We start from the raw sequence: 14712 nt of genomic DNA, 5'->3' as shown, positions 1-14712 counted from the left end.
CGCGCGGCGGCTATACCGCCATGCTGAAAGTTATCCATACGATGACGCCGGAAGACGTGTGCGACAGCGTCGAAAAAAGCGGCCTGCGCGGGCGGGGCGGCGGCGGGTTTCCGACCGGCAAGAAATGGAAAATCGCGTTAAACGCCGACGCGGAACAGAAGTACCTTGTCTGCAACGCCGACGAGGGCGATCCGGGCGCGTTCATGGACCGCGCGCTGATCGAAGGCGATCCGCACCGGCTGATCGAGGGCATGGCGATCGCCGCTTACGGCATCCACGCAACCAAGGCGTATGTGTATATCCGGGCGGAATATCCGCTCGCGATCAGAAATCTCAAAGCCGCGATAGCGCAGGCGACGGCTTACGGCCTGCTCGGGAAAAACGTTTACGACAGCGGTTTCGATCTCGACATCATTATCAAAATGGGCGCCGGCGCGTTTGTCTGCGGCGAGGAAACGGCTCTTTTAAACAGCATCGAAGGAAAACGCGGAATGCCCCGGCCCCGCCCGCCGTACCCGGCGGCGAAGGGCCTGTTCGGCAAGCCCACTGTGATCAATAACGTGGAAACACTGGCCAATGTGCCCGACCTCATAGCGTTCGGCCATGAAAAATACGCCTCGCTCGGAACGGCCAACAGCAAAGGCACGAAAGTGTTCGCGCTGTCGGGCAAAATCTGCAACACGGGTCTGGTGGAAGTGCCGATGGGCGTGAAAATCCGCGAGATCATTTATGATATCGGCGGCGGCTGCGAACACGGCTACGAGTTCAAAGGCGTGCAGGTCGGCGGGCCGTCAGGCGGGTGCCTTACCAAGAACCATCTGGATATCGAAATTGATTACGAATCGCTCAAAAAAGTCGGCGCAATGATGGGCTCCGGCGGACTGGTGGTCATGGACGAGCATACCTGCATGGTTGACGTGGCGCGTTTTTTCATGGATTTCATCCAGCGTGAAAGCTGCGGCAAATGCACGCCCTGCCGCGAGGGTACCCTGCAGATGCTTGGCATGCTCGACGAGATCACTTCCGGCAAGGTGAAAGAGCCTGACGAAATGATCTCCAGGCTGGAAACGCTCGGCCGTGTGGTGAAAGACGCCAGCCTGTGCGGGCTGGGGCAGAGCGCGCCGAACCCGATCCTGAGCACGCTGGGCAGTTTCCGCAAAGAGTATGAGGCGCATATTTTCGACCACAAGTGCCCGGCCGGCGTGTGCAAATCGCTTGTAAGTTATTCCATTGACCCGGCCAAATGCGTCGGCTGCACTATGTGCGCGCGCAACTGCCCGGTGAACGCCATTGCGGGTTCTGTCAAGCAGCCGCATGTCATTGACGCCAGGAAATGCATCAGTTGCGGCAACTGCGCCAAGGTCTGCAAATTCGGCGCGGTTAAAGCCGGCTAGGAGAATTTATGGTCAACATCGAGATAAACGGCAGAAAGTTGCAGGCTAATTCCAGCGAAACCGTTCTTACCGCGCTGCGGCGCGAGAAGATCAATGTGCCGGCGCTTTGCTATATGGAGGGCATGGAATCGTTCGGCGCGTGCCGTCTGTGCATAGTGGAAATAGAAGGGTTTAAAGGGCTTACCCCCAGTTGTTCTCAGCCTGTGGCGGAAGGTATGAAAATACAGACTCATTCGCCGCGCGTCGTGCAGGCGAGAAAGACGATTATCGAGCTGCTGCTCGCCAGCCATTGCGATGACTGTCTTTACTGCACTCGCAACGGCCACTGCGAACTGGCTAATCTGGCGGAGGAATATAATGTCAGCCGGCGGCGGTTTCCCAAATCCAGAACGCTGATTTCCACGGTTGATGAAAGCAGCAATTCGATCGTGCGCAATCCCGAGAAATGCATTCTGTGCGGCAAGTGCATCCGGGTGTGCGAGCGGATCCAGTCGGTTTCCGCGATTGATTACATCAACCGCGGCTCCAAGAGCGTGGTCGGCTGCGCGTTCAACTGCAAACTCAGCGAAAGCGCATGCGTCAACTGCGGGCAGTGCATCAAAGTCTGCCCGACGGGCGCGCTCAGCGAAAAACCCGAGATTGACCAGGTCGCGGCCGCGCTTGCCAACCCCGGCAAGTATGTGGTTATCCAGCACGCGCCGGCGGTTTCGATCACGATCGCCGAGGAATTCGGAGTGGCGCCGGGTCAGGACTTCTGCGGCAAGATGGTCGCCGCCCTGCGCCGCATGGGTTTCAAAAAAGTTTTTGACACCTCGTTCTCGGCCGACCTGACGATTATGGAGGAAGCGTCCGAGCTGGTGCACCGGGTCAAAACCGGCGGGAAACTGCCGATGATGACTTCCTGCTCGCCGGCGTGGGTGAAATTCGTGGAAGAATTCTATCCGGACATGATGGGGAATCTGTCCACCTGCAAGAGTCCTCAGCAGATGCTGGGCGCGGTGATCAAGAGCTATTTCGCGCAGCAGAATAAAATTGATTCCGCGAATATAGTCAGCGTGTCGGTCATGCCCTGCACCGCCAAAAAAGCCGAAGCGCGCCGCCCCGAAATGAGCCGCAACGGCGTGGCAGATGTGGATTATGTGCTTACCACCCGGGAACTCGCGCGGCTGATAAAGATGTTCGGTATTGACCTTAACGTCATAGAGCCCCAGGATAACGATCTGCCTTTCGGGGAACGCAGCACCGCCGGCAAACTGTTCGGCGCCAGCGGCGGCGTTATGGAGGCGGTCGTCAGGACAGCGTACCACATGCTTACCGGCACGGAACTGGAAAACCTCAAACTTGCTCCGGTGCGCGGGCTTGACGGAATAAAGGAAGCCAGGATAAAAGCGGGCGCTCTGGATGTTGGCATTGCCGTGGCCAGCGGGTTAGGCAACGCGCGCAAGCTGCTCGATGAAATCCGCGCGGGCCGCAAGACCGACCTGCATTTTATCGAGATCATGTCCTGCCCCGGCGGCTGTATCAATGGCGGCGGGCAGCCGCTTAATCCCGATATGGAAGCGGTAAAAGCGCGCATGAACGCGCTGTACCAGATAGACCGCAAGGGCGAACTGCGGGTTTCGCATAAAAACGAACAGCTCCAAAAGCTCTATAAGGATTATCTTGGCGAGCCGCTGGGTGAAAAGAGCCATCACCTTCTGCATACCCATTATCACGAGGCGGTGCCGGCCGACACAACCTGCGGCTGCCAATAGCTGACCGGAGTATGCAGGCTTGCGAAAGCCGCGCCCGTTCGGGCGCGGCTTTTTTTCAAATTCCGCTTGCAAAAACACTTTTGTTACAGCTTGATTTCCGGTAAAAGGCTCCGCAAAGTTTCCAGCAGTTGCGGTTTTGTAATCGGTTTGACCAGCATGATGTCCGGTTCAAATCCGTGATCGCGCCACAATTTTTCCTGGGAGCTTATTTCGTGCCCGCTCAGCGCGACCAGTTTTATCGGAGCCGCCGCTTTTGTTTCGGCTTCATATTGCCGGATCGTTTTCATGGCTTCAATTCCGTTCATGCCGGGCATTTCAATATCGCTGAACACGATCGCCAGCGAGTGTTTCTTGAATATTTCCACAATATCGTGTCCGCTTGCTGCAAAAAACGGAGTTACATTAATGTCTTTAAGAAACATCCGGTATAGCAGGATGGTGTCGCATGAATCGTCGGCCACAAGAACGCCCGGCCGGATCCATTTGACCAGTTTGTCGCGTATATCGAAAAGCGTTACCGGTTTTGGCAGATAATCGTCAAATCCTTCCGCAATAAGCTTTTCGCGCGAGCCTTTAAGAGCCTGCGCGGTAAGCGCGATCATGGGAACGTGCGGGCTGCCGGACTCGGTTTCCTGCGCGCGGATTTTTTTGATGGCTGTCACCCCGTCCATTTCCGGCATGTTGATATCCATAAGGATCAGGTCGAACCGGTATTGTTTCGCGGCTTCTACGGCTTTCAATCCATCCTCGACAATTACGCATGGGCATTTCAGCCGTTTGAAAATCAGATGCATAAGATTGGCGTTTTCCCGGTTGTCTTCCGCGACGAGCACCGAAACGGGGAACCGGATTTCTATGGCAGGCGCTGCCGGCGCATTTTTTTCCGCATCGGGCCGGTGTTCGGAAACCAGCGAAGCCATCAGGCTGAGCAGCGCCGTCTGGCGCACGGGTTTGCTGATTATGCCGGCGATATCATAGCGTTTGAGGTCGGCTTCCGGAATGTCGCCGCTGGAGGCGAGAAGAAGAATTTTTATTCCTTTCAGGCGCGGATTTTCCCGGATCCGGCTTGCCAGTGCCAGCCCGTCAAGTTCCGGCATATTCAGGTCAGACACCACGACGTTGAATTTGGCGGGATTGGCGTTGAGCAGCGCCAGCACTTCGTGCCCGTTCGGAGCGGAAATGCATGAAATGTTATGAATCGCGAAAGTCCGCTCCAGCACCATCCGGTTATTGGCGTTGTCTTCCGCGATCAGCACCGAAATATTTTTGAAATCAGGCAGCTCGGCGGGTTCGGTTGTTGCGGGCAGTTCAAGCGGCAGCTCAAAATAAAACCTGGAACCTTTGCCCGGCTCGCTTTCAAAAGAAAGCGTGCCGCCCATCAGTTCCACAAGCGACTTGGAAATGCTTAGCCCCAGCCCCGATCCGCCGAACCGGCGCGTGACGGAACTGTCCGCCTGCGTGAATTTCGAAAATATCCGCAGCTGATCCTCTTTTGAAATGCCGATTCCGGTGTCGCGCACCTCCACGCGCACCCATTCGTCGTTATTGAGCCGTTTGCGTCCGGCCCGCAGAACGATTTCACCATGTTCGGTGAATTTAACCGCGTTGCTCAGCAGGTTTATAAGCACCTGTTTGAGCCGGCCCGGATCGCCCACGCAGCGGGCCGGCACGTCGGGCGCTATGTCGCAGACAAGCTCCAGTCCCTTTTCGCCGGATTTTGCGGCGAAAAAGCTTATGGAGTTTTCCAGCACGTCCCGGAAATCGAATTCGATGTTTTCAATATCAATTTTTCCCGCCTCGATTTTCGAGAAATCAAGGATATCGTTTATGAGCTGCAGAAGCGATTCCGAGGCTGATTGAATCGTCTGAAACAGCGCGCGTTTCTCCTGATCCGTTTCGGACATGTACATGACGTCCGAAATGCCGATGATGGAGTTAAGCGGCGTGCGGATTTCATGGCTCATGTTGGCCAGAAATTCGCTTTTTGCGCGGTTGGCCGATTCGGCTGCTTCTTTTGCCGTCAGCATGTCCGCCTGCGTTTTTTTAAGAACCGAAATGTCTTGCGCCACGATCAAGACGCCTTCCACTATGCCATCGGCGTCGTATTTATGGGAAACCATCAGATGCAGGTCGGCCGTGGCCCCGTCGCCGCGGAGAATTTGTATTTCGCGCTGGAAATCCGGCGCGGCCAGAATGTTTTTGGCCCGTACGGCGGGATCTGTATGTTTAATTGTGGTTTTGAGTTCGGTTTCCGCCATGTCAATCGCGGTGTCGGTGGCAAAGGAGCCGACATAGCGTTTGCCTATGATTTCAGCCGCCGGATATCCGAATATTTTTTCCGCACCCGGATTGAAATGCGTTATCAGGCCGCTGGCGCCGGTGGAGATAATGGCCACGTCGCGGGCGGAATCCATAACCGATTTAAGCTCGCGGTATGCGGCGTTGCGCTTGGCCTGGTTCGCTTTGATTTCAGAGATGTCCTGCGCCACGATAACCAGGCCTTCCGTGTCGCCGTCGGCATCGTACTTGTGCGAAATTACTATCTGCACGTCCAGCCGGCTGCCGTTTTTGCGTTGCATGACAATTTCTCGCTGGATATCAGGCATGGACATGACAAGCCTGCACAGCTCGTCCGGGTCGTCCGTATTGCCGCCAGGACTTATCGCGCGGAGCGATTCGGTCAGAATCTCTTTCTCGATAAGACCGCCGAACCGCATTTTCCCGATTGTTTCATCAGCTGAATAGCCAAGCATGTGTTCCGCGCCGGTGTTGAAAAGCTGGATAACGCAGTTTTTGTCAGCCGCGATAATGGCCACGTTGCGCGCGGAATCGAGTATTGATTTCAGTTCCCGCGACGTGCGCAGCAGGTTTTCCTGCATCGCTATCTGCTCTGACATGTCCCGCAGAATCAGCACCACGCCAAGACACTCGCCTGAGGCGTTGTACCGGTGAAAGAGCGAAACGTCGGCTTTGAAGGAAGACCCGTCTTTGCGCCAGATCCTGTCAATGCGCCGGAAATCGGGTACGCGGCGCAGGGCCTGGGCGACAGCCCTATGATCTTCGCCTCCGGTCCTGATGTCGAGGTCCTGCAGAAGCGACGGCAGGCTTTCCGGGTGCAGAATGGAAAGTCCCTTCATTTTTCCTATCGCTTCGTCCGCCGAATAGCCGAGCAGTCTTTCGGCGCCTGAGTTAAAGTGCGTTACCGTGTCGTCCTGATCGGCGTATAGGATGGCGATGTCACGGGTGGAGTCCATTATGGCTTTGAGATCCTTGTTGGCTGCCTCTATCTGTTCCTGCATGGCTTTGCGGACGGAGATATCCTGCCCGACCAGCACGAGCCCGGAAACCGCGCCGCGTCCGTCATGTTTGTGCGAAAGCGTTACGCTGGCGGAAAATACGCTTCCGTCGCGGCGGGAAATGGCGATTTCGTTGCTGTCGTCAGGGCAGGTCATGATCTTGCGCCGAAGCTCGGGCTCGGAAATATCCGTGTCTTCGTGCCGGCAATTGCGCAGGAAAATTTCCAGTGAACGGGCCGGGAAAACATCAGTCACCGAATGTTTGGAGATGATATCCTCCGCCCTGTATCCGAGCATGTTTTCCGCGCCGGTATTGAATTGGGTTACGGTACCGTTTATATCGGTGGCGATAATAATCACGTCGCGGCTGGAATCCATTATCGTTTTTAATTCGCGCGATGACGCCAGCCGTTCCCGTTCAAACTGTTCACCCCGGTACATATTGAGCATATATCGCCATAAAACCAGGCCGAGCAGGGCAAGAAATGCGAATGCGATAAACGCAATCGTCAGTATAACGGAACCGATTTCTTTTCTGAATTCTGAATTTTCGACTATGAAATGCCAGTCCCCGCCGTCGAGCGCGAAACGTATTGTTGATTTGCCGGAAATAGTGGGTATCGGCAGGCGCAATGCCGGCCTGAATATAATGAATGAGCCGTTTTCCATCAGATCGGCTGTTTTGCCGGCGGGCATGTTCCGGGCGGTTTTGGCGTACCTGTCGGACAGGATGAATTTTCCGCCGCCGTTATTCAGGTATCCCTTTCCCTCGGCGGAAACAAAGAGCGTCGAGCGCAGTTTGTGCGCGCCGGGCTGCTCCTTAAGCCGCCGGAACAGGCGCTCCGCATTCAGGTCGCAGACAAGAAACCCCTTGAGTTTGGAGCCGGCATATATTTTTTTGATCATCTGCAAGCCGGGCTGGTAGCCGGCGTCGTTTTCCATAAATACAACAGGCGAAACATAAAGCTGGGTGTCGGTCAGCCGCTGCGCGCGGGCAAGCAATTGGGAATTGATGCCGGTCAAACGGGATTGCCCGGTAGAGGCGTCCACATGAAACAGTTCCCGGCCGGCCGGATCAAACACCATTGCGCGATTGAATTGCCGTCCGTAGGAAATGAAGCCTTTGATGTCGCGTTCCAGTGCGGCCAGGTTGTTCGCTGTGGGGTTAAGCAGCCAGTTTTCCATGCTGGCCAGATCCGACATCATTTCAAGGCGCGCACCAAGCGCGCTTACGGTGTCCGTCAATTCGAAACTGAAATTTTCCAGCCGCGCCAGTTCCGTCAGCTTTTCGCTTTTTGCCAGATAGGACACCCGCTCCCAGGCTATATAACCGGTGACACCTAGTACCGCTGTCGTTACGGACAGGAAAATTTTCAGAAAGGCGTATTTAAGCCCTTCGTGATCCATTTTGAGAAAAGTCATTTTGTCCCCCCGGCGCATTCGCCAGCCGCTATATTATACATTACGGCATGTAAATGGTAAAATCATAAAAACGAGGCGGGTTGCCATGAGATGGGTTGAGGTTGTGCTGATTGCGGCTGGACTTTCTATGGATACGTTTGCCGTTGCCATTGCGACCGGCACGGCCAAAGGAGTTGTGGCGCCGCGCCAGACTCTGCTGATGGCGGCTGTATTCGGAGCCGTTCACGTCCTCATGATTCTTGCCGGCTGGGCCGGCGGGGAAACGCTTTTGAATTTCATTTCCGGCGTGGATCACTGGATAGCGTTTCTGCTGCTTAGCTTCGTGGGCCTTAAAATGCTGTGGGAAGCGCGGCATCCGCCCGGAGAACGGACTTCGGCGGATTCGTTTGAGCCGAAACAGCTTGCGTTGCTGGCGGTAGCCACCAGTCTGGACGCATTGGCAACAGGACTCAGTTTTTCTTTTCTTAATATCGCGATTGTGCCCGCCGCCTTGATAGTCGGAGCGGCGGCATTTTCTTTCACGGCAGCCGGACTTTATGCGGGTATGCGCTGCGGTAAACTGCTGGCGCAGCGGGCCGAAGCGCTGGGCGGGCTGATGCTTGTCGCCATCGGCATTAAAATACTGGCCGAACATTGACGAACGCCGTTGCGTCTGACGAAACGGGCCGCAACCTTTATGTCGCGGCCCGTTTTCAATAAGGCTGGCTATGCGCTATTTCCCTTCAGGAGCGGGACCGGGGGCCGGCGCGGGCTTTGCCGCAGGCGGAGCCGGCGGCGTGCCGCGCAAAACCTTCACGCCAGACTGTTTGTCCGTTCCTGCGGTCGGTTCCGGGTACTTGCTGGCGAGTGTCAGGCATTTTTTGGGGCACAGGTCGGCGCAGTTTCCGCATACTATGCACCGCAGCCGGTCAATTTTCCATTCGCCCTTTGCGCGATCCACCGTAATCGCGCCGGAGGGGCAGCGTCGCTGGCATATGCCGCAGAAAATGCAGTTTTCCACCGCGTTTTCCACTTCGCCGCGCGTGTTGGGATAACTCGTGCCCGGCACAAACGGATACAGGTTCGTGGCGGGTTTCCTGAACAGATTAGCCAGCGTAATTTTAAGCATCGAAAACATGGCCATTTAAATTACCTCTCGGTACAGCTTATGCAGGGATCAATAGACAGCAGAATTGACGGAACGTCCGCCAGTTCCGAGCCTTTAAGCATTTCCAGCGCGGGCGCGATATTGGCGAAGGTGGGCGTGCGCGCGCGGAACCGTTCCAGAAACCGGGTGCCGTTGCCTTTCACATAATAAAACACTTCGCCGCGCGGCTGTTCCAGGCGCAGGAAGCTTTCGCCGCAGGGCAGGCCCGTGACCTTGGTGTCAATCGCGTCGCCTTTTATGCGCGACACGACCTGCCGCATGAGATCAAGCGACTGAAACATCTCCCGTATCCGCACTTTGCACCGCGCATAGCAGTCGCCGTCTTTTTCCACGATCGGTTCAAATTCCAGCTCGCCGTATTTGGCGTAACCCAGCTTGCGGTTGTCTTCGCTTACGCCGCTGGCGCGCAGAACCGGGCCGACCGCACCCAGGTGCCAGGCGTCTTCCCGGCTCAGCGGTCCGATCCCGCAAAGGCGGTTCTTTATGCTGGAATCGTTAAGAAACACGTCCGAAATTTCTTTTATTTCGCCGCTCAGCGAATCCAGCTCCGACTGCAGCGCCTTCAGTTCGGAGTCGGTGATGTTCTTCTTGATGCCGCCCACTTTGCAGACGCTGAAAATAACCCGGCCGCCGGTCGTTTTTTCGAAAATGTTAAGCACCCGCTCGCGCAGTCGCCAGGTCTGCATGAACAGGTTCTCGAATCCGAACGCGTCCGCCGCCAGGCCCAGCCAGAGCAGGTGGCTGTGCAGCCGCGACAGTTCGCCCCAGTATACCCGCAGATATGCCGCGCGGTCAGGAATCTCGATTTTCATTATCTCTTCCACGGCCTGGCAAAAGCCCATGCCGTGGATAAAACTGCATATTCCGCAGATCCGTTCCGCGACATACACGTAATCGGTGAATTCCTTTTTCGGAGCAAGCAGTTCCAGACCTCTGTGAATATAGCCTATGGACGGAACAGCCTCTATCACCTTTTCATTTTCCAGCACCAGATCGAAACTAAGCGGTTCGGGCAGGACCGGGTGCTGCGGCCCGAGCGGTAAAGTGGTTTTTTTCATAATTAGCCGTGCTCCTCTGCCTTTTTTTCCTGTGCGTGCGCGGGTTTTGCCTGCGGAACGGGCGGATTGGGTGCCGTGAACTTCGCGAACGGATGCCGTACCGCTTTCTTGTAAAGCGTGCCGTTGAAATCAACCGCCATGCCGCTTATCCGCACGTCGCACATTTCGCTTATCTCGTTTTCATACAGAAACGCCGCCAGATAAACCGATGAAATGCTTGGCACCGATGAGCCGGCGGGCACGGAAAACCTCAGATTGCGCAGCAGGTAATCTTTTTCGAAACTGTAAGTGAGCTGCACGGCGCCGGGGCCGTCCGCGGCGGCCACGGTAAGCGGGTGAGCCTGCAGAAGCCGCCAGTTGTCGTCCTTCAGTTTCTGCGCCTCGGTCACCAGCGCGGACGGATCAATCTCGATAATTTCAATCTTTCCGCTCATACCGTTTTCTCCCCGGCCTTTGCGGCCTTGATCCTGGCGTCGAGCACGCCCAGCCCTTTTACGACGCCGTCAATAATCGCTTCCGGCCGGGCGGCGCAGCCGGGCACATAAACGTCAACCGGAATCACTTTATCCACTCCGCCTTTGACGTTGTAGCATTCCGCGAAAATTCCGCCCGTGGCCGCGCAGATCCCAACCGCCACCACCACTTTCGGGCCGGGCATCTGCTCGTAGATGTTTTTCACGATGTGCTCGTTCTGGTGGTTCACCGAGCCGGTGACCAGAAAAATATCCGCGTGCTTGGGATTGCCGGTGTTGATTATGCCGAACCGCTCTATGTCGTACAGCGGGGTCAGGCAGGCCAGCACTTCGATGTCGCAGCCGTTGCAGCTGGATCCGTCATAATGAATAAGCCAGGGTGATTTTTTTACGTACTCGGTAGTCATGTTATTTACCCGCCATGTAAAGCGCTATAAGGTTGCCGCCGCCGAACACCAGCGTGACAAGCCAGGTCGAAACCAGCGTCCACTGCCAGCGCAGGCGCGCGTTGGAGTTGTCCACCGCGATTTCCGCCAGATACGCGAGCAGGGTGACCAGCAGGCCCAGCAGCGGACTGAACGCGAAGAACATGAAAATAAAACCCAGCAGGAAAATATTTTCGTACCAGTGGGCGATTTCCATGATCGCAAGGGTTCTGCCGCTGAGATCGGTGGACAGCCCTTTCACGATCTCCTGATGCGCGTGATGCGACACCGATATGTCAAACGGCGATTTCCGCAGTTTTATCGTCAGGATATAGAACATGCACAGGAACAGGCCCGGCAGATACTGGATGAGCGGCAGGCCCGTAGCGGCGGCAGTGTACAGGTGAAAGCTGCCGGTTACCTTGTAGATGCCCGCGGCCGCCAGCATCAGCACCGGCTCGGCCGCCAGAATCAGCACCAGTTCGCGCTGCGCGCCCACGAAACTGTAGGGCGAATTGGCGGTATAGGCCGCCAGCACCAGAAACGAAGCCGATACCGTAAGCGCGAAAATCATCAGCAGCAGATCGCCGTTGATGAAGAAAACCGCGCCGGTGTACATCACAAACATCAGATGGCACAGCATGAACGGAAACTGGAGCCGGTTGACCTCGAAATTGTCCTTCCCGAACAGCTTCAGCACGTCATAAAACGGCTGCAGCACCGGCGGGCCGACCCGCCGCTGCATCCTCGCCGAAACAATCCGGTCTATCCCGGCCAGCAGACCGCCCAGAACGGGAGCCAGTATAATATAAAGGATACCCCAGATCAGCGTTTCCATATCACGTCTCCCAGTACAAGGAATACCAGCATGAGCACGCATAGCGAGTTGCCGGCTTTCAGAAGGATGGCTTCCGCGAAAAATTCCGTGGGGTAATAGTTTTTCAGAGTCACCTCGTTGCGCGAGCCGATGGATCCTTCAACCGCATAATTGCGGTCCATATCCCGGCCGGCCATGTAAGTCCGGTTCTCGCCGTAACTCCGCTGCCGGCCGAAGCCCAGCACCGCCAGCGGGATCAGCACCAGCATCGCCAGCATTATCAGCATGATGGCGTAGTTCCCGGCCCCGATCCCGAAAGACTGGCCGTAAATATCCATCAGGTACGGTTCCACCCAGATCACGGAAATGAGCGGAAACAGCACGCACACCACCACGCTTATGCCGGCGTGCGACCATTCCGCTATCCATTCGTCAATGCCGATGCCTTTTTCAAAATCGCGGTCGGTTTCGCGTTTGTTGCGCACCGCAACGATTTTGCCGAGCAGCTGAGTCCAGTAAAACACGGTCGCGGAACTGCCGAACGCCAGCATCAGCATCAGGATCGGACTGAGCAGGGAGTTGGACTGCAGAATCGCCTCGATCGCCGCCCATTTGCTGATCACCAGCCCGAACGGCGCGACATACATGCCCGCTATGCCGATTATGTAAATCAGCGCGACGCGCGGCATCCGCACGATCATGTTGTCGTAGTTCTCCATATCCTTGGTGTAAAATTTGTTTTCCGTCGTGCCGACCACGAGGAACAGCAGCGATTTGCCCACCGCGTGAAACACGATGAACATCACGCCCACCCATACCGCCTGATACGAGCCCAGCCCCGCGCACGCCACCATAAGGCCCAGATTGGCGACCGTGGAGTAGGCCAGCACCTTCTTGATATTGCGCTCCGACAGGTTGATCAGCGAGGTGAGCAGGAAAGTCAGTCCGCCGATCAGCGCGACCGAATCGCCCACAATGGTTCCTTCCATGACCGGCGCCAGCTTAAGCAGCAGAAACACTCCGGCTTTTACCATCGTGCTCGAATGCAGCAGCGCGGATGTTGGAGTCGGCGCGACCATCGCGCCCAGCAGCCATTTTGAAAACGGCATCTGCGCCGCTTTTGTCAGGCCCGCGAAACACATGAGCGCGACCGGCAGCAGCACCACGCTTTTCGCCGAAAGCACCTTGTCCAGCTCTATTATGCCGCGGCTGTTGTAAAGTATGAAAATCGCCAGCGCGAACGCGATTCCGCCGCCCAGGTTCATGACCAGCGCCGTAAACGAATTGTCTACCGCTTCCTGCGTTCTGGTGTACCCGATCAGCAGAAACGAAGTCAAAGTGGTGATTTCCCAGAAAAACAGCATGTACAGCAGGTTATTTGAGAAAACCAGCCCGAACATCGCGCCCAGAAACGCGAAAATAACGAAATAGAAATAACCGCGCCGGTCGGCGAGCCTGGGGTAGTGGCGGTGATAATCCTTCATGTAGCTGGCGGAGTAGAGGCAGATAAGCACGCCCACTATCCCGATCACCAGCGCCATTATCAGGGAGAGCTGGTCAACGTACAGATTATGCTGGGGCCGCAGTTCCGCTCCGAAATTCATCTCGAACCCGAGCATGATGCCGAACTGTATTACCGCCAGCGCGGGCGCGGCGAACTTTTTGTATTTGAAGCCGAGCCAGATGATCGCCAGCGTCATCAGCGTTTCCATCGGAAACAGCAGATGCTCGAACGCGCTGCTTTCGAATACGAAAAACTGGGCCGGCTGCCCGGTCATGGACCATGCCAGCATGACCGAGCCGGCAGCGATGATCGCGCTCATAACGCGTATCACCCATGTCCGGGATTTGCCTTCCGGGGTCAGCCACACCAGAGCCGCCGCTATGAAGGGAAACAATATCAGAAACAACACATTAGTAAGTGTCTGCACCAAGTCCTCCTGAAGTGACGAATAAAACGGCCCGGCGGCAACGCTCAGGCGTGTACGGCGTGTCCGGCTTCCTCCAGCACATGCTCCACTTCCTCAACGAGCACCAGCGAGGAAACCGGCTTTTCCATGAACCGGTAGACCGGCAGCCAGGATTTGTCGCGATCCAGATCGTCGCGCCATTGTTCTGTCATCGCGTAATACACGTTGGTAAGCATGATGACCGGAATCGCCGGATATTTCGCGTTGAATTCCTTAAACAGCTCGAACCCGGTGGTTGTTTCCTCAAGCATGACTTCCATGATTATGATGTCGGGCCGTGCTGTTTCAAGGCACTGGCGGGCCTCCTGCGCGGAAGCGGCGGATATTACGGTATGTCCTGCTTTTTCCAGCACGGGCCGGTAATGGGCGATGACGGCCGCATCCTTGTCTATATGGAGTATATCAGCCATGCAGTCTCCTGAAATCTTTACTGGCGGACGAGTTCTTCGTCCGCGCAACGTTATCTACGCTCACATTATATAGAATAACCCGGCCATGCCGCATGACTTTAATCAATATTTTCATAAAAAGCCGGCTGAATACGGTAGAATGTTTATCGGCGTAATAACCGCATACTATATATAAAGGATGCAAAGTAAGGAATTCCATATTATGAAAAACTGTAAAATTGCAAAACGGTTAGTCTTTTCCGGTAATTTTATGGCGGATCTTATGCAAAAAACACTAAAGCTGGCCGGCAGCGCGATTTTCATGTCGGCGCTATTATTGCCGGAGGCCGGTTTTTGCGGAGGGAATTTTTTTCGACGGATTTTCCATTGATTTTGCTCTGGAGCCGGCCCGCCGCAATAAAAACGCCACCGCTACCGTGGACAGGTTTTTAAAAGAGGTCGCGCGGTCTGGCGGCGTCAAATTGCGCGATACGTTCAGGAAAGACTGGCTCGAAAGCACGGGTTTGCCGGCCGAACATATTGCCGAAATAAGAAAACTTACTTTCC

The 14712-nt window shown here is 55.7% G+C and carries 12 protein-coding genes; 4 read left to right on the top strand and 8 right to left on the bottom strand.

All coding sequences use genetic code 11. From position 1 onward, the window contains the following. Positions 1–1394 (top strand): NADH-ubiquinone oxidoreductase-F iron-sulfur binding region domain-containing protein (locus PHW69_04345; GenBank protein MDD4004417.1); only part of this gene is annotated, 1394 nt, incomplete at its 5' end. Positions 1395–1402: 8 nt separating this feature from the next. Continuing rightward, the gene (locus tag PHW69_04340) at positions 1403–3148 is read left to right on the top strand and encodes an NADH-dependent [FeFe] hydrogenase, group A6 (protein ID MDD4004416.1); all 1746 of its coding nucleotides are present in this window, start codon (positions 1403–1405) and stop codon (positions 3146–3148) included. Positions 3149–3231: 83 nt separating this feature from the next. Here the strand turns inward: PHW69_04340 and PHW69_04335 are convergent, their stop codons facing one another. Further along, positions 3232–7866, bottom strand: a complete 4635-nt coding sequence (locus tag PHW69_04335) for a response regulator (GenBank protein ID MDD4004415.1) — start codon at positions 7864–7866, stop codon at positions 3232–3234. 85 nt (positions 7867–7951) lie between these two features. Between PHW69_04335 and PHW69_04330 the strand changes: the two genes are divergently transcribed. Next, entirely contained in the window at positions 7952–8503 is a 552-nt protein-coding gene (locus PHW69_04330) for a manganese efflux pump MntP family protein (protein ID MDD4004414.1), read from the top strand. Positions 8504–8578: 75 nt separating this feature from the next. Here PHW69_04330 and PHW69_04325 read toward each other — a convergent pair whose 3' ends face one another. Genes PHW69_04325 through PHW69_04295 form a run of 7 tightly spaced genes read right to left on the bottom strand, consistent with a single transcriptional unit; the run spans position 8579 to position 14166 of the window. Continuing rightward, positions 8579–8989, bottom strand: coding sequence for a 4Fe-4S dicluster domain-containing protein (locus PHW69_04325; GenBank protein ID MDD4004413.1), 411 nt, complete (start codon positions 8987–8989; stop codon positions 8579–8581). Positions 8990–8994: 5 nt separating this feature from the next. Further along, positions 8995–10071: a nickel-dependent hydrogenase large subunit gene (locus PHW69_04320; GenBank protein ID MDD4004412.1), complete on the bottom strand. Its 1077-nt coding sequence runs from the start codon at positions 10069–10071 to the stop codon at positions 8995–8997. A gap of 2 nt (positions 10072–10073) precedes the next feature. Further along, positions 10074–10505, bottom strand: coding sequence for an NADH-quinone oxidoreductase subunit C (locus tag PHW69_04315; GenBank protein ID MDD4004411.1), 432 nt, complete (start codon positions 10503–10505; stop codon positions 10074–10076). Continuing rightward, complete coding sequence (locus PHW69_04310) at positions 10502–10951, bottom strand: NADH-quinone oxidoreductase subunit B family protein (GenBank protein ID MDD4004410.1); 450 nt, start codon at positions 10949–10951, stop codon at positions 10502–10504. The genes PHW69_04315 and PHW69_04310 overlap by 4 nt, the downstream gene beginning before the upstream one ends. A 1-nt stretch (position 10952) precedes the next feature. Then, on the bottom strand, positions 10953–11807 hold the full coding sequence (locus PHW69_04305) for an NADH-quinone oxidoreductase subunit H (GenBank protein ID MDD4004409.1): 855 nt from the start codon (positions 11805–11807) through the stop codon (positions 10953–10955). Beyond that, positions 11795–13717, bottom strand: coding sequence for a proton-conducting transporter membrane subunit (locus PHW69_04300; protein MDD4004408.1), 1923 nt, complete (start codon positions 13715–13717; stop codon positions 11795–11797). Before PHW69_04300 ends, PHW69_04305 begins: the two co-directional genes overlap by 13 nt. Before the next feature lie 44 nt (positions 13718–13761). Beyond that, a complete protein-coding gene (locus PHW69_04295) occupies positions 13762–14166 on the bottom strand; it encodes a response regulator (GenBank protein MDD4004407.1) in 405 nt (134 codons plus the stop codon). Between the two features lie 202 nt (positions 14167–14368). Here PHW69_04295 and PHW69_04290 point away from each other — a divergent pair, with 202 nt between their 5' ends. Continuing rightward, a complete protein-coding gene (locus tag PHW69_04290; protein MDD4004406.1) occupies positions 14369–14536 on the top strand; it encodes a hypothetical protein in 168 nt (55 codons plus the stop codon). Positions 14537–14712: the final 176 nt, after the last annotated feature.

This window comes from Elusimicrobiaceae bacterium (assembly GCA_028700325.1).
Taxonomy (GTDB): Bacteria; Elusimicrobiota; Elusimicrobia; order Elusimicrobiales; family Elusimicrobiaceae; genus JAQVSV01.
This window is presented reverse-complemented; position numbering and strand designations above follow the sequence as displayed.

Coding starts and splice junctions, on each gene's coding strand:
- PHW69_04340 (MDD4004416.1), top strand. CDS start 1,403: ATGGTCAACATCGAGATAAACGGCAGAAAGTTGCAGGCTAATTCCAGC.
- PHW69_04335 (MDD4004415.1), bottom strand. CDS start 7,866: ATGACTTTTCTCAAAATGGATCACGAAGGGCTTAAATACGCCTTTCTG.
- PHW69_04330 (MDD4004414.1), top strand. CDS start 7,952: ATGAGATGGGTTGAGGTTGTGCTGATTGCGGCTGGACTTTCTATGGAT.
- PHW69_04325 (MDD4004413.1), bottom strand. CDS start 8,989: ATGGCCATGTTTTCGATGCTTAAAATTACGCTGGCTAATCTGTTCAGG.
- PHW69_04320 (MDD4004412.1), bottom strand. CDS start 10,071: ATGAAAAAAACCACTTTACCGCTCGGGCCGCAGCACCCGGTCCTGCCC.
- PHW69_04315 (MDD4004411.1), bottom strand. CDS start 10,505: ATGAGCGGAAAGATTGAAATTATCGAGATTGATCCGTCCGCGCTGGTG.
- PHW69_04310 (MDD4004410.1), bottom strand. CDS start 10,951: ATGACTACCGAGTACGTAAAAAAATCACCCTGGCTTATTCATTATGAC.
- PHW69_04305 (MDD4004409.1), bottom strand. CDS start 11,807: ATGGAAACGCTGATCTGGGGTATCCTTTATATTATACTGGCTCCCGTT.
- PHW69_04295 (MDD4004407.1), bottom strand. CDS start 14,166: ATGGCTGATATACTCCATATAGACAAGGATGCGGCCGTCATCGCCCAT.
- PHW69_04290 (MDD4004406.1), top strand. CDS start 14,369: ATGAAAAACTGTAAAATTGCAAAACGGTTAGTCTTTTCCGGTAATTTT.